Origin of the sequence: Streptomyces sp. NBC_01261 (genome assembly GCF_036226385.1) — a bacterium.
In the GTDB taxonomy this organism is placed as follows: domain Bacteria; phylum Actinomycetota; class Actinomycetes; order Streptomycetales; family Streptomycetaceae; genus Streptomyces.
On sequence record NZ_CP108463.1, the window covers coordinates 1,802,563 to 1,821,699 of the forward strand.

Consider the following 19,137-nt stretch of genomic DNA (forward strand, 5'->3'; position numbering starts at 1 on the left):
TTCAAGGATGCTCTCAAGACTCGTGAAGAGATAGAGCAAGAGCTAGCGGCCGAAGCGCCAGAACCTGTTGACTTCTATGACTGCAATAACCACATCCACATTCCATGGACGCGAGGCAGCTTCGACGGTACGACAGTTACGCTAGGGAGGATCTGCCGAATCCCAGACGATATCGGTGGCATCCTAGATGTTAAGCAGCGCTCCGCAGGAACAACAAAAATCACGTACGAGCCGGGTACCGGCCGTCTAACGAAAGAAGGATTCTAAAATGGGTAGCCAGGACAACACAAACCGCAAGACTTACAACGACCCGAGCAGTGAAGTAGAGCAGTACAGCTTGGAGTACATGAGATCCCTGAAAGGGTCCGCGCCAGAAGAAATGTTACGACTGTGGGAAGCGGGTCATTTCACAGATGCCATTGCGGAGCAAGCGGCAGACAAGGCCGCTAACCGCGCCTACACCCGCAACAAGGGCGTACAGGCGGCAGGCAGCATCAAAGGACTGGAAGCAAAGCAGGAAGCCGAACAGGCGGAAGCTCAGGTAATCAGAGAGGACCGAAAGAAAGAGGCGCTAGCCCAACTCCGCAGACTAGGTGTAAACCCCGAAGATCTTCGGTAGGGAATAGAAAGGTCCCACAAGAGGGATACGATGAACCTCTGAGACCGGGTACGAAAACGCTCCATTCTCCTCACGCTGGCCCGTGAGCCCACTTCCGAGCCTTGCAGCGTCTCCCACTCGCAACCAGCGGATTCCGCCCTCAAAGGGGCCACTACCATCCGCGATCGCGACTCTCGATAAACTGTGGAAGGGGCGCTTTTCCCCAGGTCAGCACCCTTTTGCGCAAATTCTCAAACATGACGTGACGTGACGCGTGAGCCGTTTACGCAGAAGCTTTCCGTTACTCTCCGTGATCGCCCTGTGTCTTGCATATCGCACCTAAGGCTTGTCCCGTAACTGCTGGTCACAGGTGAGATGATCTTGGCGTGGCTGGTGTGATCACGGCGTCGGAGCCGTCTTGGATAGCCCCGTTCACCGGGCTGAGCCCGCGTTGTTTCGGGAAGCTGGTGAGCGTGCTGCGGCGTGAAGGTGCGGACGCGGTCCGCAAGGGCCGGCCGTGGAGCCTTCCGTTGGAGGACCGGACTCTGCTGGTCGCGGCGTACTGGCGGACGAACTTGACGATGCGCCAGCTCGCCCCGCTGTTCGGGGTGTCGAAGTCGGCGGCGGACCGCATCATCGACCACCTCGGGCCGATGCTCGCGCTCCAGCCCCGAAAGCGGTTCGCCAAGGACACCGTGCTCATCGTGGACGGCACCCTGGTCCCCACCCGCGACCACTCCATCGCCGCGCAGTCCAAGAACTACCGGTACTCCACCAACCACCAGGTCGTCATCGACGCCGACACCCGCCTGGTCGTCCTGGTCGGCCGCCCGCTCGCCGGAAACCGCAACGACTGCAAGGCATGGGAAGAATCCGGCGCCAAAGCCGCCGTCGGCAAGACACTCACGATCGCCGACGGCGGCTACCCCGGCACTGGACTCGTCATGCCCCACCGCCGGCGTAAAGGCGAAGACCTGCCCGACTGGAAGCAGGCACACAACAAGTCCCACAAGCAGGTCCGAGCCCGCGTCGAGCACGTCTTCGCCCGTATGAAGACCTGGAAGATCCTCCGCGACTGTCGCCTCAAAGGCGCCGGCGTCCACCACGCCATGCTCGGCATCGCCCGACTGCACAACCTCGCCCTCACCGGATAGGCAAGCGGACCGCCACGCGGCCAACCACGCCCGAGACGACCCGAAGATCATTTACGGGACAAGCCTTAGCCTCGCGCTTTCGCGAGTGGGCCTGTCCGGGTCTTGATCAAATAAGCGGAGAGTGCTGCTGACCTGCAACGATGGGACTTGTCGAGGGTCCTGTCAGCTGCGAGGAAAGAAGCACTCTCCAGGTGAAGAAGCGTAGCGGGTCGTATCCGCGTGTTCGTGTCGAGGGCGGCGGCCGTGGGGTGGTCTCGCAGGCCGGGGCGGTGCTGCTGGTCGAGACGGTCCGCAAGTCCGGGCTGGACACCGCGATATCGGCTGCACTGGCACCGTGGCGCAAGCCGCGGGCAGTGCACGATCCGGGGAAGATCCTGCTGGATGTGGCCCTGGCCGTCGCGCTCGGCGGGGACTGTCTGGCCGACGTCGGCATGCTGCGGGCCGAGCCCGACGTGTTCGGCCCCGTGGCCTCCGATCCGACGGTCTCCCGTCTCGTCGACGCTCTCGCTGCAGCCGGCCCGAAGGCTCTCACCACGATCCGGTCGGCGCGGGCCGAAGTACGGTCGCGGGTCTGGGAGTTGGCCGGTGCGGATGGTCCGTCCGCCGGTGGCAGCGTGGTCGTGGACATCGACGGCGTCCTCGTCCTGGCGCACTCCGAGAAGCAGGATGCCACCCCAACGTGGAAGAAGACCTTCGGCCATCACCCGCTCGTCGCGTTCGTCGACCACGGCGAGACCGGTTCCGGGGAACCGGTGGCCGCGCTGCTGCGGCCAGGCAACGCCGGCTCCAACACCGCCACCGACCACATCGAAACGGCCCAACTCGCCCTGGCCCAACTGCCGGAACACCTGCGGCGGGGCCGCCAGACCTTGATCCGCACCGACTCCGCCGGCGGCACCCACACCTTCCTCGACTGGCTCTCCCGCCGGGGCCGGTGGCTGTCGTATTCCGTCGGAATGACCATCACCGACGCCCTCCACCAGGCCGTACTGAAGATCCCGAAGAGGGCATGGACGCCGGCCTACGACGCGGGCGGCACCGAGCGGCCCGGCGCCTGGGTCGCGGAGATCACCGACATGCCCGACCTGAGCGCCTGGCCGAAGGGGATGCGGCTGATCGTCCGCAAGGAACGCCCGCACCCCGGCGCCCAGTTGCGCTTCACCGACCTCGACGGACTGCGGCTGACCTGCTTCGCGACCAACACCAAAGGCGGCCAACTCGCCGACCTCGAACTACGCCATCGCAGACGGGCCCGCTGCGAAGACCGCATCCGAAACGCCCGCGCCACCGGACTGCGCAACCTGCCCCTGCACGACACCGCCCAGAACCAGATCTGGCTGGAGATCGTCCAGATCGCACTCGACCTCCTCGCCTGGATGCCGATGCTCGCCTTGATTGCAGAAACCCGCCGCTGGGAGCCCAAACGGCTTCGCCTGCGGCTGTTCTCCGCCGCCGCCCAGCTGGTCACCACCGGCCGCTGCCGCTGGCTCCGCTTCACAGCCCGATGGCCCTGGAGGGATGTGATCACCCGCGCGATCCAGCGACTCGGAGCCCTGCCGAACCCCGGCTGACCAGCGACTACGACCATCCCGACGAACCAAAGCAACATCCCGGAGCCGTGGAACCCCGGCGCCCACCCGACGCGACAGCCGGGCCACCAACCTGCCCCAGCCCACGAAATTCCGCACCACGCAAGCACAGAGCCCCCGTCAACGAACCGACGAGGACTCATGAATGATCGAGGCTAGAGAGCCCCTCCACAGACAGCGGGAATGCATCAGAGCTGGGGTCCCGATGCCCTACTTATCAGCGGCGTCGATCTTGTCATGGCCCATGCTCTTAAGCGAGATGACCGGTGTAATAGCTGTGCGCCCATTGGTCAACAGCACCCGGAAGCGGAGATATCTACCATCCCCGGGCTGCGCGAGGGAGTCATAGGTGAATCTGTAGGTGGTGCCGTCGAGTGCGGGCACCATGAGAGGTTCCTGAACGGTGTCACGCTCGAACCTGTTGCCTGAGAGGAACTCACTCTCACTGAAGCGACTAGATGACTTGTAAGCGTACAGTTCGATGCGCTCGACATGCACCGGACTCAGCCCTTTGTTGAGAAAGCGCAGGATGTATTGCCAGTGAGGTTCCGCGCCGCAACTAGGCGGCGCCGTTCGCCACACCCGTACCTTCACCTTGGGCCGTACCCGCCTGAAGGTGCGGTAGGTGAGAATCACGTTCCCGCCCGTGATGACCACGCTGATGGACGACAATATAATGGCGATCTCGGGTAGCGTCATAGCTCAAGGATGCCCAACGAGGGCTACGCTCGTCCTGGGCTTGAGGAACCTCAGCGCTTCGAGCTTCCGCCTGGCCACAGCCGCTCTCATGGCCGTCTAAATGGCTGCTGTTCCGCTGATCCAAGATGGCGCGACGGGATGCGCTTCTGTATCACGTTGAGCGGGTCCTACCACCGCAGGGAACCATGCTGGGACCAGAATCAACAGGGCCGATATTACACCCGAAACGACCCCTCGATACTGGTCCGATACAGGTCCACCTCTCCCACCAGGATCAAACCCCTCGGCTCTAGTAGAGACGGGGGGCGATATGGGTAGAGCGATACCGGTTTCCAGTAGAATTCAGTCCGGTTCATCACTCCAGGGGCTTCATGATCGTGTAAAAGTCGCGATACTTTCGGCTACGACGCTTCGAGCCATCTGTGAGCTGAAGTACAAAGCGCACGTACCTGGACGGGAAAACCCCGCGCTCAATCTCGAACTCCTTAACATACTGTTGTCCGCTGAAGGCTGCCACTATGAGTGGTTCGTCAAAGTGCTCGACTATCGGCAGCTTCGAATATTCCACCTTGAAGAACCTTTGGCCATCGGAAACGTGCTTCACTTCCACCGTCACGCTCTCAATTCCAAGAGCTGTAGCACCCTGGTTCACGATTCGCATCCGGAAGCCGAACTTGTTGACTTCAGGAAACAGGTATTGACTCTCGAATTTTACTACGACATCGGGCCGTGTCCGCCGATAGGTGCGATAGGACGTAATCATGTTGAGCGAGGCAGCAGCAGTACTGCCGAGAGCAATACCCCGAGCCCACCAGTCGGCGGCCATGCCCCTCAGTCCCCCTCTGTCGTCAGCATCGGAAATCCCTGATGCTTTTTTGTGAAGATGCGGGACATTTGTTCAACGGAACGCAGAAAGTCCGCCCTGTGCAGCCACTCACCCCGAAGCTCTTCCCCGTTCGTCAGCGTTACCTGAAAGGTCAAACACTCCCAATCAGTGGGGGGAATTGCCAGCCAGTCATCCAGGACTTCCCAGTTGAGCCCACCGAACGGTGAAATTTCCATGTCCCTATCGAGATATTTAGTTCCCTTGTAGGTGCTTATCTTTACCGGGGGAATTTTTATCTTGTCTGTGATATCTAGGTACTTCGCTGCGTCGGACCGTAGCCAATCACCCCAGCGACTGGGCCTCAGCGGATGCCGAGTGATCAACGCAAGTCCCTTAACCTTGGCTGCGGTAGGGCTCGTGTTCCTCAGATGGAGGTCAAAGCCCCACTGCACACCATCCTTCGGGTCAGGGTTTGGAAAGTTCGGACTGATCAATGCCCACTTAATTTCCATCCGTACGCGCGGCTTCACTCTGCGGTACGTAAGGGTGGACACAAGCATGTTGGACCCCGTGAAGAGGGCACTGACCGAAGCGACGACGATAGCGACACCGTTGGATGGCATGCGCCGATGATGCCCACAACGCCCGTGCCCTGACCCCGGTTTGAGGAACCTCAGCGGTTGGGCCTGGTCCTCCCCGAGCTGCTGCACGCGCGCGTGAGAGGGGCTGGCCGGCACTTCCCCTGCGCACCCCTGCCAGCGTGCTCCTCGTGTTCGTCGTCCCCCTCTCGGAACCCCCGCTCACCAGCCCCGTAGTCAGGCGCGTGCGCCGGGCCGTATCAGCCGCCGCAACTGGCCAGCCACACGGGGCGAGCAGCTCCGGGCGCTTCTCTGAGCGGTGTTGGCCCTCTGCCCGACCGGCTTGGTACCACTGGGGAGCCAGCCGCCAACGACCCCCAGGAGAGCCCGTTCCCCCGCCCCCCGCAGGAAGCCGTACACGGGCTTCTCAGCCCCTGCCAATCGCCTCCTGGTCCAACTCCCCACCGACGAACCGCTGAGATTCCTCAAGTCCGGTATAAGCCTCCACGAGGCTCGGGCAGGATGCCCCCCATGACAACCGCTCAGTGGGCCCTGTTGGTGGCCTGCCTCAGTGCCCTCTTCACGGGCCTAAACATGCTCGCAACATGGTTGAACTTCCGCAGGGTCAGACCCCGCGTACAAACCAAGTTCTCGGCATACGCGAGTGACAATACGGAACTAGCCCTCTTGGTAGATCTCAAGAACAAGGGCCAGTACCCCATCAAGGCAAACGAGGAAGTAACCGTATGGGTGGCCCAGCTTCATGAGCGGCCTAAGCGAACCCTTATCGGCGATGTCATCTCTCGGGTATACCGTTCCGAACTTGACATGGCGCTGGACGGAAGCCGCAAGTACCCAGTAACCGTCAGTATCCCTAAGGGGGAAGAGCGGGATGTCCCGGCTTTCGGTGGTACCCGCTTTCAGGTCCAGCTTGATGTCTATAGCTATGCCAATCAGTTCGTCACAGGGGCAACACTCTATGCTCGCGTGGACGTCACGTTGTCCAATGGCGTAGAAAGCCGTTCGTCTTGGGTCGTTATCCAGGAACTTAAGGCGACCGCCACTGTCGGCTATCTGCCGCGTAAGGGCTGATGGCTACGACTCAGCGGGGAGCCTCATCAGGACGCTAGTACAGGTCTGGTGGGGCTCTCTGCGTTTCCTACGACTCTTCTCTACGGCCCGTCCGGAAGCCGTACGCCATCAGCGGGAGCGGCAGACCGTAGCCCATGCCGTGGCCATTCACCACACGGGGCACGCGCGCTGTGACGACCAGGCCCAGGAGCCCGTAGGACACCCTCAGAAATTCTCTCGCTCGCTCTCTGTGCGTCGGTGTCGACGACGATGCGTAAGCGCGCTACATCAGCCATCAGCGCTCATGTCGGCGGCGGTTGAACGCGGACCCACTCTGGTCGGTTGAATCGTGACCCGTGTGGCTTGTGGTTGGTGGTGTTCAGTCGGTTTCTGTTGTGGCGGTGGGGACGCGTCCGAGTTGCCGTCCGCGCATCCGGTAGGAATCGCCTTTGAGGGAATGGACCTCGGCGTGGTGGACGAGGCGGTCGATCATGGCGGCGGCCACGGTCTCGTCGCCGAAGACCTCTCCCCAGCGTCCGAAGGGCTTGTTGCTCGTGACGATCACGGACGCGCGTTCGTATCGGTTCGAGATGAGCTGGAAGAACAGGTTCGCGGCCTCGGATTCGAAGGGGATGTAGCCGACCTCGTCGACGACGATCAGCGGATAGCGGGACAGTTTGGTGAGCTCGGCCTGGAGGTGTCCGGCGTGGTGGGCGGCGGCCAGGCGGTCGACCCATTCGGCGGCTGTGGCGAACGCGACCCGGTGGCCGGCCTGGCAGGCGCGGACCGCGAGTCCGATCGCCAGGTGTGTCTTCCCGGTCCCGGGCGGTCCCAGAAAAACTGTGTTCTCTTTGCCGGTGATGAAGTCCAACGTGCCCAGATGCGCGAGCTGTTGGCGCGTTATGCCGCGCAGATGGGTGACGTCGAGTTCCTCGATCGTCTTGATCGCGGGGAAACGGGCGCCGCGGATGCGGGCCTCGCCGCCGTGGCTCTCACGGGCGGCGACTTCGCGCTGCAGGCAGGCGACCAGGAACTCGGCGTGGGTCCAGGATTCGGTGCGGGCCCGCTCGGCGAGGCGCTCGGCGGCGTCCAGCAGGGCCGGGGCCTTCATCGCGCGGGAGTAGAAGGCCAGGTCGGACGCGGTCTGCTCGCCGGTCCGGCCGCTGCCCGTCTTCGTAGTGACCGGTTTGATGGCGGTGCGGGCCATTCAGGACACCCCGTCCCCGGTCTCGTTGCGGCCGGCGTCGCCCTCGATGAGGGTGAACACCCGGTCGTAGTCGGTCAGTTCGCGTTGCTCGACGTCGACCAGGCGGTCGGCGGCGGCCGTGGCGCGGAGTCGGGCGGCCTGGGCCGCGGTGTGGTGGCGGTACTCACCGCGCAGGGCAGCGGCGGTGCGGGCGTGATCGGGATCGGTGATGGTCTGGTGCTTGGCCCAGCAGCGGGCATGGCGGGCCACGACGGCCCCGCCGGGAGTGAGGATGGCGATGACCTCCTCGATGCTGGTGGTGACCTGGACTTTCTTGCCGATCGCCAGGGGGTGCACGGAGTAGTCGCAGGTGTCGACGCGGATGTAGTGGTCGCGTCCGATGCGGGTGAAGAAGCGCGACCAGCGGGGCGGATCGACGGGCGGGAGGGCGAGCATGCCGGCCCGGTCGGCCTCCCACCGCTCGATGGGACGGGTGCCCAGGGTGCGGTGGATGCGCCGGTTGGCGACGTGCAGCCACCGTTCGAGCTGGGTGTTGAAGTCGCCGGGTCCGCTGAAGGTGCGGCCGGGCAGAAAGCTCGTCTCGAGGTAGCCATTGGCCCTCTCGACCAGCCCCTTCGCTTCTGGATCACGGGGCCGGCAGAGGAAGATCTTGACCGCGAGGAGTCCGGCGAAGGCGGCGAAGTCGACGGTGACCCTGCCCTGGCCGATACCGGCCTCGTTGTCCCAGACCAGCATTTTCGGCACCGCATTCCAGCCGGTCAGCAGCTGCCAGTGACCGTCGATCAGATCGCCTGTCATCCGGCTCGGCAGCATCCGTGCAGCGATGATCCTCGAGTAGCCCGAGACCATCACCAGCACCGGTGGCCGCCCGGACTGGCCATAGCCGAGCGGGATGTCCACCGGCGGGAACCACAGGTCGCACTGAGCCAGTTCGCCGGGCTGATACGTCGTGCGCGAGACCGGATCGACAGGGAGGTAGGCGGGCCGCAGCTCGCGGACGCGGTCCTTGAGAATCGTCATCCCGCGGTCCCAGCCGATCCGCTCCGCGATCACCGTCGCCGGCATCGTCGGGGTCTGTTTCAGCAGCTCACGGATCTGCGGTTCGACCGCGTCGACCGCCGAGCCCTTCAGCGGCCGGGAGTACACCGGCGGCCGGTCCGTGGCCAGCGCCCGTTTCACCGTGTTCTTCGAGATGCCCAGATGCCTTGCGATCGCCCGGATCGGCATCTCCTCGGCCCGGTGCAGCCTGCGGATCTCTGCCCAGTCCTCCACTTGGATCACCCTCTCCTCCCGATCTCCAATCAAGATCAGGTTGGTATGGATGCCACGAAGTGAGTCAGTTTTGATCCGCCGTCAGAGGGTCACCGTTCAGACGACGCCGACAGCTCACCCCCACAGGGGGCGCAGACAGCCCGCGTGCCACCGTTCACGACCCGAACCGTCTCGACGGTCACGAGCTGCTGGCATCTACGGCTACTGCACTGGAACAGGCCGCCACCGTGACGTTCGCCCAGCGCGTGCAGCAGCGACGCGGTCCGGCTCTCAACACACCGACCGCAGACCTGCCGGGCTTCCCCTGAGACCGCCTGCATGGCGTCCGCAGAAACGTTTGTGCAGCAGTGTCCGCAGATAGCTGTTTCGCCGCTGTAGCGGGTCATCGGTCCACTGCCAGCGGGCAGCGCCGTTGCCCCGGTCGACTGCAACGCGAAGTGCGCGCCCATCGCAGATCGCCGGCTCATGAGTGACCACCCGCTAAACGGCGTCTCTCAGCACGCTTCTCCGCACGGCGCAGACGGTTGTCCGCGCGACGGCACACGGCGCAGTAGCCGTGGTTCAGCCACTCCGAGGGCGTGTACAAGCCCTGGGGCTTGTACCGGCGACACATACCACAGCGGTGCAGCCGCCCCCAGCGCTCCGGATCAGCCTGGTAGCCCACAGGAAGCCCCCGTTCGTCGAACGCGATCCCCTCGGGCGAAACCCCGGCCACAGAGGCATAGGAATACTTACGATTCATTACAGAAATACCCACTTCAAAAAGTCCAGAAAACAGATAAAGGGCAACTCCGGTCAGGCCAGTTATATGGCCGAAGTTGCCCTGCGCGCACAAATACGTTGCGTTATCCAATTATACCAGAAAGAGATATGGCAAATTCGGAACTGGAATTCTTCCAAGATATGCCCCTGTCGGGTCTTCTTGTAATTGGGGGCCACCCCTCACGCGTGCCAGGAGTCACGAAATCGAAATCACCTCAAATTCACAGATGCGCCGGAGCTTCCAGTCCGCATGAAAAGAATCCTTGAAACTTCAAATCTTTTCTTCAAAAACTTCAGACTTTTCACAAAGAAAGAAAACAACTAAACGACTGAACCTCACCACGGACTAATGACCTAATCACTCACACACAATGACCTTGACCTCACACCACTTGACCTCTCATCACTCTCATCTATCCACCCCACACCCCCTACTCCAGCCCACCTGGACCTCTGTCTTGTGTGTGATTCATTTCATGAACTTAAAACAATTCCGAATCGAACAAACGAAACAATATTCAACAAGATCATCAACATCACATACCTACACCCACCCGACCCCTCACCCCTCCCTACTCGACCCTCGACCGGGTACGTGACGGATCTTGGGTCAATTTCACTTGAAGTGGCGCGCAAAGCCTCTGACCTTCGGAAACGTGGGCCTGAAACCGACAAGGTCACACGTGAGGTCACATCAGCTACTGACGATCCATCAACTGACTCACAGACAGAAACAACCTTGATCCTCTGATTCACAGTCAGAACTAGTCGAAGATCAAATATATCCAAGGTGAAAGCGACCGCTTACTTGCATTTGATAGATACACACCCACGCAAGCCGGTGATTTGCTAGGTGATATCCGATTTTTGCCTTTGAATGAGAAAACGGGCGGGTAAAGCTAATTCCCATATCCCATTAGGACTTCCAGTTATTTCCCGCGATCTCACACTCATGATGACCTGGCCTTTTAGTCCCCTTAGAAGATTAAGCACGGTAAACTACAGGGCATTCGTACCTATGCATTTTTCTGCGCATTGTTTTCCCTCTTGGATTCGCGTTACCGCTTTCTTTACCCGTTACCGTGACCGGGTAACGCCCGGGTAACGCCCGGGTAACGTGGGTAACGCCGCAAAACCGCAGGTCAGGGCACTCTGCGACCCCTGCGTTACCCGTTCCCGCGTTTACCCCCCTACGTAGTAGGGGGGTAACGGGTCACGTGGGGGGAGTGCCGCGCTCGGGTCGTGACCCGATACCCGCGACGGGGTGAGGTGGGGTGACCAACAAGCGAGCAAGTGTTTCTCATCTCATGCTCACGGGTCAGCTACGGACATGACGACGACTCAGCCCACATCACGTGCGGCACTACTGACACCAAAGCAGGCATCCGAATACTTGAGTATTCCCGTTGGAACCCTCGCTAACTGGCGCTACCAGGGCGACGGCCCCCGGTACGTCAAGGCCGGGAGACTTGTCCGTTACCGGGCCGTAGACCTGGATTCCTGGCTGACCGGAACGTACCCTTCCGCAGCGTAGGGGGATCACGGAAAGACAAAGATCATGAGCAAGGCATGGGTCACCGACCGCTGGCACTACAGCAGTCCCACAGAAGCGCAGAAAGCCTCTCTCGGCGCCTGCGAGAAGCACTCCACAAAGAACCGCACCGAGTACGCCAGAGTCGGCGACCACGACAAGGGCATGCGGTGGCAGGTTCAGTACTACGACCATGATCGGAAGCTCCGTAAGGAGAACTGGGAGCGCAAGACTGACGCCGACAAACGCGCCGCTTCCCTCTCTGTGGACCTGTCGAAGGGGCAGTGGATAGACCCCAACGCCGGGAAGGAGACGTACCGGGCCGTCGCCGACCGGTGGATGGCGGGAAACATCCAGAAGAGCACCACTCAGGACACCATCGAGCGGTACATGCGGCTGCACATCTTTCCGGTACTGGGCAACCGCCCGATAGCGTCGATAAAGCGGGATGACCTACAGAAGTGGGTCGCCGACAAGTCCAGGGAACTGAAGCCCAGCACCCTGGGAGTCGTGTTCCGGTACCTCCGTAGCGTCCTGAGAGCCGCTGTAACGGACGGACAGATACCCCGTGACCCTTCTGTGGGGGTCAAGCTGCCGAAGGCCCACAGGGCCGAGGAACACGCTCTACCTGTTGAGGTGGTCGGGGCCCTGGTGAACGGGGCTCCGGAACAGACACGGGTCATGCTGCTGATAGCTGCCGCGACAGGCCTGCGACAGGGCGAGCTGTTCGGGTTGGAGCTTGACGCGGTCGACCTTGTGCGAGCTGAGATCAGGGTCAGCCAGCAGCTTGTGACCCGAGTCAGGAAGGGTGAGGTCTCGTACCTCTCAACTCCCAAGAGCTTCCACAGTGTTCGGACTGTGCGCCTGTACCCGCTCGCTGTGCAAGCGATCAGAGCCCACCTGGAACGCTTCCCGATTGCTCCTGTGGTCATCCAAGACCGCACCGACCCGCGCAAGCCGGTCGAGCGCAAGGCGAACTTTGTGTTCCGGACCTCCAACGGACAGCCCTACCGAAGCAACAACTGGGACGCGCGGTGGAAGTACATCGTCAAGCAGGCAAACGCCCAACTCGAAACCTCCGGTTCGGAGTTGCGGGTTCCCGAAGGTGCGTCCCTCCACAGTCTCCGTGACTTCTACGCGAGCGTGCTGATCGCCCATGGTGAGAGCATCAAGGTTGTCCAGCGCGCACTAGGCCACGCCAAGCCGAGTACAACGCTGGACACGTATGTACACCTGTGGGAAGCGGCGGAGGACACAACGCGGGACGCTGTCACTGAGGGCATGGCTAGCATCCAATGTGACCTGGGTGTGACCCCGCACGCAGCTATTGAGGCAAAACCGGAGGTCGGAGAGCATGGCAAACACTTCAGCGCAGATCGGCGTCACGGGTCTCGCGGTCATGGGCCGCAACCTCGCCCGCAACTTCGCGCGCAACGGCTACACGGTCGCCGTGCACAACCGGACCGCGTCCCGCACGCGCGACCTGGTGGACGAGTTCGGCGGTGAGGGCGACTTCATCGCGGCGGAGACCGCCAAGGACTTCGTGGCGGCGCTGGAGCGGCCGCGCCGCCTGGTCGTCATGGTGAAGGCCGGTGACCCGACGGACGCGGTGATCCAGGAGTTCGCCCCGCTCCTCGAACCGGGCGACATGATCATCGACGGTGGCAACGCGCACTTCGCCGACACCCGGCGCCGGGAGCGCGACCTGCGCGAACAGGGCATCCACTTCGTCGGCATGGGCGTCTCCGGCGGCGAGGAGGGCGCGCTGCACGGGCCGAGCATCATGCCGGGTGGCCCGAAGGAGTCGTACGACTCGCTCGGTCCGATGCTGGAGAAGATCTCCGCGAAGGCCGAGGACGGGGCGCCCTGTGTGACCCATGTGGGTCCTGACGGCGCCGGACACTTCGTGAAGATGGTTCACAACGGCATCGAGTACGCCGACATGCAACTGATCGGCGAGGCTTACCAGTTGCTGCGCGATGTCGCCGGGTACACCCCCGCGCAGATCGCGGACATCTTCCGCACCTGGAACACGGGCCGGCTGGACTCCTACCTGATCGAGATCACCGCCGAGGTGCTGTCCCACGTGGACGCGTCCACCGGCAAGCCGTTCGTGGACGTGGTCGTCGACCAGGCGGAGCAGAAGGGCACCGGCCGCTGGACGGTCCAGATCGCCCTCGACCTCGGTGTCCCGGTCTCGGGCATCGCGGAGGCGGTCTTCGCCCGCTCCCTCTCCGGCCACGCGGCGCTGCGCGAGGCCTCACGGGGTCTGGTCGGTCCGACGGCCTCACCCCTGAGCGAGTCCGAGGCGGGGGCCTTCGCGGACCGGGTCGAGCAGGCGCTGTACGCGTCGAAGATCGTGTCGTACACGCAGGGCTTCCACGAGATCGCGGCGGGCAGCGAGGAGTACGACTGGAACGTCGACCTCGGCGCCATCTCCTCGATCTGGCGCGGCGGTTGCATCATCCGCGCGGCCTTCCTCGACCGCATCCGCGCCGCGTACGACGCCCGCGCGGACCTGCCGAGCCTGCTGTCCGACGAGACGTTCGCGCAGGAGATCGCGGCGGCGCAGGACGACTGGCGCGAGGTCGTCGTCGCGGCCACCCGCCAGGGCGTCCCGACGCCCGGCTTCTCGGCGGCCCTCGCCTACTACGACGCGCTGCGCGCCGAGCGGCTGCCCGCGGCGCTCACGCAGGGGCAGCGGGACTTCTTCGGGGCGCACACGTATCGCCGGGTGGACCGGGACGGGGCGTTCCACACGCTGTGGGGTGGGGATCGCTCGGAGGTCACGGCCTAGGGGATACCCCGGGCCGGGGGGGCGCCGGGACGCGGCCGGGCAGGCTGCGACAATTCGCCTGCCGTAAGGCCACGGATCAGGCGGGCTGCCACAGTTCGACGCGGTTGCCCTCCGGGTCGGTGACCCAGCCGAAGCGGCCGACGCCCTCCATGTCCTGCGTCTCCTCCGCCACGTCCGCGCCCTTGGCGCGCAACTGCGCGAGCATCGCGTCAAGGTCGCGGACGCGGAAGTTGAGCATGGTCTGCTGGGTCCGGGACCCGAAGTAGTCGGTCCCGGACTCGAACGCCGCGAACACCGTCGGCCCGGCCTCCTGACCCCACAGCCCGTGCTCGTCGGCGTCCAGTCCGAGGCAGTCCCGGTACCAGGCGCTCAGAGCCCCCGGCTCGGTGGCACGCAGGAAGTATCCGCCGATTCCGAGCACACGTTCCATGGGGGCATCCTGCCAGGACGGCGGAGCCGGTGCCGGGTGACCCGGTTCAGGGGAGCCGTCAGGTGAGCGGCGGTCCCGGTTTCGGGGTCGGTACGGGTTCCGGGCCCGGCGGGATCGGGGACGGCCCCGGGGTGGGGCCGGGGCCCGGCGGCGGCGCGGGGAGCGGTACCGGGGGCTCCGGGTCCGGCACGGGTACGGGACCGGGTCCGGGCACCGGGTCGGGCGTGGGACCGGGCCCCGGGATGGGTGCCGGGGGTACGGGGTCGGGGTACGGGTGGGTCATCGTGTCCTCCAGTCAGTGGTGAATGTCGGCTACGTCGGCCCTGGACTACTCCCCCGCGTACCCGTGACCGGCCCGGACACTCACCCGGGTGGACTCACCCGCCGATCACCGACCGCGAACCGCGACCAGCCGGGCGCAGCCCTCGGTGGACGGGAACGGTGCGTGGGATGCGAACGGTGCGTGAGACCTGCGGCCGATGCGTCGCCGCCATCGGGTGGTCACCGCGCAACCCTGGCAAGGGAGTTGGAGCCGACCTCACATCCATCCGAGACCGGCCCCCGCATCACCCGCGGGTGTCCTAGAACCGCCCCGGATGCGCCCTCAGCCACTCCATCGCCGCCCGCTGCAACTCCGGGTCCGCGGCGGGCGCCTCGTCAGGATGACGTTCCGCCCACTTGACGACGTACGGGCACAGCGGGGCGACGACGATGCCCTCGCGGCCCGCGATGCCGTACAGCTCGCGGGCCAGGGAGCCCGCGATGCCCTTTCCCTCGTGGGCCGGTTCCACGAGCGTGTGGACCGGGACGAGGGCGCGCGCGGGGGATTCGAGGACGAAGTACTCGATGTGGCCCACGACTTCACCGCCGGCGATCGCATCCAGGCGGCCCGCCGCCCGGTCGTCGCGGATCTCGGTCTCGCTCATGAGCATCCTCCTGGTGCGATGGTCAGGCCGTGAGGTCGGCGGAGTCCACACCCGAGCGTAACGGATGGTGATCACCGGGTCTCCGGGATGTATCGGGCAGGCGGCGGGACGCGCTTTTGTATGGACCAGGTAAAGACCGTGGTTCACAGTTTCGGTTGCGGTTGCCGGTTCGCGTGTGGGGGATGAATGTGGCCACACAGGCCGGATCAGCACCCTGGAGACGCCGTGACCACCACATCAGAGCCCCGGGTGTCCGGGCTGGAGATACGTTCCATCGACTATGTCCCCCTGAACGAGCGCCACGGCAAGCTGTGGCACCTGGGCCCCCTGTGGTTCATGTCGAACGCGCAGATCGCCACCCTCGCCGTGGGCCTGATCAGCATCACCGAGGGCGGCAACCTCATCTGGTCGCTCATCGCGATCGTCGCGGGCACCCTGCTCGGCACCTTCTTCATGGCGTTCCACTCGGCCCAGGGCCCGCAGCTGGGGCTGCCGCAGATGATCCAGTCGCGGCCCCAGTTCGGTTACGTGGGAGCCCTGTTGGTGTGGCTGTTCGCGTATGTGCAGTACGCGGGCTTCAACGTCTTCAACACGATCCTCGCCGGTGAGGCCCTGCACACCACGGTGCACGGCGGCACCAAGATGTGGGTGGCCGTGGTCACCGTGGTCGGCTTCGTGATCGCGCTGGTGGGCTACGACGTCATCCACAAGGCGGAGCAGTTCCTGACGTACACCTTCCTGGTCGTCTTCGGGATCTTCACCGTGGGCGTGCTGGCGACCCTGCACTACCCGGCCGGCTCCTTCGACCTCGGCGGCTTCTCCTGGACGCCGTTCCTCGCGCAGTTCGGTGTGGTCGCGGGCTACCAGATCAGCTGGGCGATCTACGTCTCGGACTACTCGCGCTACCTCCCGCCGGACGTGACCGTCCGCAAGACCTTCTACTGGACCTACTTCGGCTCGGCGCTCGGCGGGGTCTGGCTGATGACGCTCGGCGCGCTGCTCGCCGCCTGGGCGGGCAAGGACTTCGACACGATCCGCTCGATCAACGCGGCCGGCGACAAGGTGTTCAGCGGCTTCGGCGCGATCGTGCTCCTCTTCGCCACCCTGGGCCTGGTCTCGGTGACCGCGCTGAACATGTACGGCGGTTCACTGACCCTGATCAGCGCGATCGACTCCTTCAAGAAGGTCCAACCGACCGTGTCCGTCAGGGCCTTGACCATCGGACTGACCGCCGCGCTCTCCCTGGCCGGCGCGATGGCCGCGACCGCGAACTTCCTGACGAACTTCAACAACTTCCTGCTGCTGGTGCTCTACCTGTTCATCCCGTGGACCGCGGTCAACCTGATGGACTACTACGTGGTGCGCCGCGGCCACTACGCGATCGCCGAGATCTTCAACCCCCATGGCATCTACGGCCGTTGGGGCTGGCACGGGATCATCTCCTACCTGGTGGGCTTCGGCGTCATGGTGCCGTTCTTCTCCGTCGGCACCCTCTACGTCGGCCCGATCGCGCACGCCATGGACGGCGCCGACCTCTCCCTGTTCGTCGGCCTGCCGGTCGCCGGGTTGCTGTACTGGTGGCTGAGCCGCTCGATCGACGTGGAGGCCGAGATCCGCGTGGCCGAGGCGGAGGCCGAGGGGTTGGAGCAGGCGGCGCACGAGCACCGCGAGCCCTGACACCCTCCGTCGTACGGCCTCAGGCGACCGTCTCCGGCTGCTGCCTCTCGAACTGGGTGCGGTACAGCTCGGCGTATCGCCCACCGGTGGCGAGGAGTTGGTCGTGCGTGCCGCGTTCCACGATGCGGCCCGCCTCGACGACGAGGATCTGGTCGGCGGAGCGCACGGTGGACAGCCGGTGGGCGATCACCACGGCCGTGCGGCCCTGCAACGCCTCGGTGAGCGCCTCCTGGACGGCCGCCTCCGAGGTGTTGTCCAGGTGGGCGGTGGCCTCGTCGAGGATGACGACGCGCTGGCCGGCCAGCAACAGCCGGGCGATGGTGAGGCGTTGGCGCTCGCCTCCGGAGAGCCGGTAGCCGCGTTCGCCGACGACCGTGTCCAGGCCGTCGGGCAGCGACCGTACGAGGTCGTCGAGGCGGGAGCGGCCCAGCGCGTCCCACAACTCGTCCTCGGTGGCGGCGGGTTGGGCCAGCAGGAGGTTCGCGCGGACCGAGTCGTGGAAGAGGTGGCCGTCCTGGGTCACCATGCCGAGGGTGGCCCGCAGGGAGGCGGCGGTGAGGTCGCGGACGTCGACGCCACCGACGCGTACGGCACCTCCGTCGACGTCGTAGAGCCGGGGCAGGAGTTGGGCGACCGTCGACTTGCCCGCGCCGGAGGAGCCGACGAGGGCGATGGTCTGGCCGGGTTCGGCGCGGAAGGAGATGCCGTGCAGGACCTCGGCGCCGCCGCGGGTGTCGAGGGAGGCGACCTCTTCCAGTGAGGCGAGGGAGACCTTGTCGGCGGACGGGTAGGCGAAGCGGACCTCGTCGAACTCGACCGCGACCGGACCCTCGGGGACCTCGCGGGCGTCGGGTTTGTCCTCGATCAGCGGTTTCAGATCCAGCACCTCGAAGACGCGCTCGAAGCTGACGAGGGCGCTCATCACCTCGACACGGGCTCCGGCGAGGGCGGTGAGCGGGGCGTAGAGACGGGTCAGGAGCAGGGCCAGCGACACGACGGCGCCCGGCTCCAGGCTGCCGTGCAGGGCGAACCAGCCGCCGAGGCCGTAGACGAGGGCGAGGGCCAGGGCGGAGACCAGGGTCAGCGAGGTGATGAACACCGACTGGGCGGTGGCCGAGCGGACGCCGATGTCGCGGACCCGGCTCGCACGCTCCGCGAACTCCACGGACTCCTCGTCGGGGCGGCCGAAGAGCTTGACGAGGGTGGCGCCGGGAGCGGAGAAGCGTTCGGTCATGCGGGTGCTCATCGCGGCGTTGAGGGTGGCCGCCTCGCGCTGCATGCCGGCCATCCGGCTGCCCATGCGGCGGGCCGGGATCACGAACACCGGCAGCAGCACCAGCGCGAGCAGGGTGATCTGCCAGGACAGGGTGAGCATGACGACCAGCGTGAGCAGCAGGGTGACGAAGTTGCTGACCACTCCGGAGAGGGTGTTGCTGAACGCGCGTTGGGCGCCGATGACGTCGTTGTTGAGTCGGGAGACGAGCGCGCCCGTACGGGTACGTGTGAAGAACGCGACCGGCATGCGCTGCACATGATCGAACACAGCCGTCCGCAGATCGAGGATGAGCCCCTCCCCGAGCGCGGAAGAAAGCCTCCGGCCAAGAATCCCGAGGGCCGCCTCGGCGACCGCGATCAACGCGATGAGCAGGGCGAGGCGTACGACGGTCCCGTCGTCGCCGCCCGACACGATCGCGTCGACGACATGTCCGGCCAGTACGGGGGTCGCGACGGCGAGCAGCGCGGTCACCACCCCGAGCAGGACGAACCGCGCGATCGGGCGGCGGTGCGGCCGAGCGAACTCCGCGATGCGGCGCAGCGTGGCGCGGGCGAACGGGCGGCGTTCCTGTTCTGCGGTCATGACGGTGTGCAATTGGGTCCAGGCCGTGCTCTCCATGCTCATGGGAGAGACCGTAGGACCTCAAGCGTCGTCGAGGTCAACGGATTCGCCGCATCCGTGCCTACGGACCCGCGCGAGGACACGTGTAAGGGCGCGCGTAAGGAGCTGTCCCCGCTGCCGCAA

General features: G+C 64.6%; 16 protein-coding genes. 8 read left to right on the top strand and 8 right to left on the bottom strand.

The genetic code is table 11. The features are described 5' to 3' along the window. Positions 1–268 precede the first annotated feature (268 nt). From OG226_RS07930 to OG226_RS07940, 3 genes are all read left to right on the top strand, one after another. Positions 269–619, top strand: a complete 351-nt coding sequence (locus OG226_RS07930; RefSeq protein WP_329348404.1) for a hypothetical protein — start codon at positions 269–271, stop codon at positions 617–619. 365 nt (positions 620–984) lie between these two features. Further along, positions 985–1,752, top strand: coding sequence for a transposase (locus OG226_RS07935; protein ID WP_329347193.1), 768 nt, complete (start codon positions 985–987; stop codon positions 1,750–1,752). 191 nt (positions 1,753–1,943) lie between these two features. Further along, positions 1,944–3,323 carry an IS1380 family transposase gene (locus OG226_RS07940; protein WP_329347515.1) on the top strand — a complete coding sequence of 460 codons (1,380 nt, stop codon included), beginning with the start codon at positions 1,944–1,946 and terminating at the stop codon, positions 3,321–3,323. Between the two features lie 228 nt (positions 3,324–3,551). Here the strand turns inward: OG226_RS07940 and OG226_RS07945 are convergent, their stop codons facing one another. The 3 genes from OG226_RS07945 to OG226_RS07955 all read right to left on the bottom strand — a co-directional run bounded on the left by OG226_RS07945 (position 3,552) and on the right by OG226_RS07955 (position 5,489). Further along, a complete protein-coding gene (locus OG226_RS07945; protein ID WP_329348405.1) occupies positions 3,552–4,040 on the bottom strand; it encodes a hypothetical protein in 489 nt (162 codons plus the stop codon). Between the two features lie 355 nt (positions 4,041–4,395). Further along, the gene (locus tag OG226_RS07950; RefSeq protein WP_329348406.1) at positions 4,396–4,866 is read right to left on the bottom strand and encodes a hypothetical protein; all 471 of its coding nucleotides are present in this window, start codon (positions 4,864–4,866) and stop codon (positions 4,396–4,398) included. A gap of 5 nt (positions 4,867–4,871) precedes the next feature. Then, positions 4,872–5,489 carry a hypothetical protein gene (locus tag OG226_RS07955; protein ID WP_329348407.1) on the bottom strand — a complete coding sequence of 206 codons (618 nt, stop codon included), beginning with the start codon at positions 5,487–5,489 and terminating at the stop codon, positions 4,872–4,874. Between the two features lie 486 nt (positions 5,490–5,975). Here OG226_RS07955 and OG226_RS07960 point away from each other — a divergent pair, with 486 nt between their 5' ends. Continuing rightward, complete coding sequence (locus OG226_RS07960; protein WP_329348408.1) at positions 5,976–6,536, top strand: hypothetical protein; 561 nt, start codon at positions 5,976–5,978, stop codon at positions 6,534–6,536. A 358-nt stretch (positions 6,537–6,894) separates the two neighbouring features. On the opposite strand, the gene istB is transcribed toward OG226_RS07960, so the two are convergent. Further along, complete coding sequence (gene istB, locus OG226_RS07965) at positions 6,895–7,722, bottom strand: IS21-like element helper ATPase IstB (protein WP_329348409.1); 828 nt, start codon at positions 7,720–7,722, stop codon at positions 6,895–6,897. Continuing rightward, on the bottom strand, positions 7,723–9,003 hold the full coding sequence (gene istA / locus OG226_RS07970) for an IS21 family transposase (protein WP_329348410.1): 1,281 nt from the start codon (positions 9,001–9,003) through the stop codon (positions 7,723–7,725). A gap of 2,083 nt (positions 9,004–11,086) precedes the next feature. On the opposite strand from istA, the gene OG226_RS07975 reads away from it, so the two are divergent. From OG226_RS07975 to gndA, 3 genes are read left to right on the top strand one after another with little or no spacing between them, the layout of a single operon-like run. After that, positions 11,087–11,290, top strand: coding sequence for a helix-turn-helix domain-containing protein (locus OG226_RS07975; RefSeq protein WP_329348411.1), 204 nt, complete (start codon positions 11,087–11,089; stop codon positions 11,288–11,290). A 24-nt stretch (positions 11,291–11,314) separates the two neighbouring features. Continuing rightward, complete coding sequence (locus OG226_RS07980) at positions 11,315–12,793, top strand: tyrosine-type recombinase/integrase (RefSeq protein ID WP_329348412.1); 1,479 nt, start codon at positions 11,315–11,317, stop codon at positions 12,791–12,793. Next, complete coding sequence (gene gndA, locus OG226_RS07985) at positions 12,687–14,084, top strand: NADP-dependent phosphogluconate dehydrogenase (protein WP_329353337.1); 1,398 nt, start codon at positions 12,687–12,689, stop codon at positions 14,082–14,084. The genes OG226_RS07980 and gndA overlap by 107 nt, the downstream gene beginning before the upstream one ends. 76 nt (positions 14,085–14,160) lie before the next feature. Here gndA and OG226_RS07990 read toward each other — a convergent pair whose 3' ends face one another. After that, the gene (locus tag OG226_RS07990) at positions 14,161–14,514 is read right to left on the bottom strand and encodes a VOC family protein (protein ID WP_328676017.1); all 354 of its coding nucleotides are present in this window, start codon (positions 14,512–14,514) and stop codon (positions 14,161–14,163) included. Positions 14,515–15,095: 581 nt separating this feature from the next. Further along, the gene (locus tag OG226_RS07995) at positions 15,096–15,446 is read right to left on the bottom strand and encodes a GNAT family N-acetyltransferase (RefSeq protein ID WP_328676018.1); all 351 of its coding nucleotides are present in this window, start codon (positions 15,444–15,446) and stop codon (positions 15,096–15,098) included. A 219-nt stretch (positions 15,447–15,665) separates the two neighbouring features. Here OG226_RS07995 and OG226_RS08000 point away from each other — a divergent pair, with 219 nt between their 5' ends. Further along, entirely contained in the window at positions 15,666–17,117 is a 1,452-nt protein-coding gene (locus tag OG226_RS08000) for a purine-cytosine permease family protein (RefSeq protein WP_328676019.1), read from the top strand. A 19-nt stretch (positions 17,118–17,136) separates the two neighbouring features. Here OG226_RS08000 and OG226_RS08005 read toward each other — a convergent pair whose 3' ends face one another. Beyond that, positions 17,137–19,011 carry an ABC transporter ATP-binding protein gene (locus tag OG226_RS08005; protein WP_328686253.1) on the bottom strand — a complete coding sequence of 625 codons (1,875 nt, stop codon included), beginning with the start codon at positions 19,009–19,011 and terminating at the stop codon, positions 17,137–17,139. Positions 19,012–19,137 lie beyond the last annotated feature (126 nt).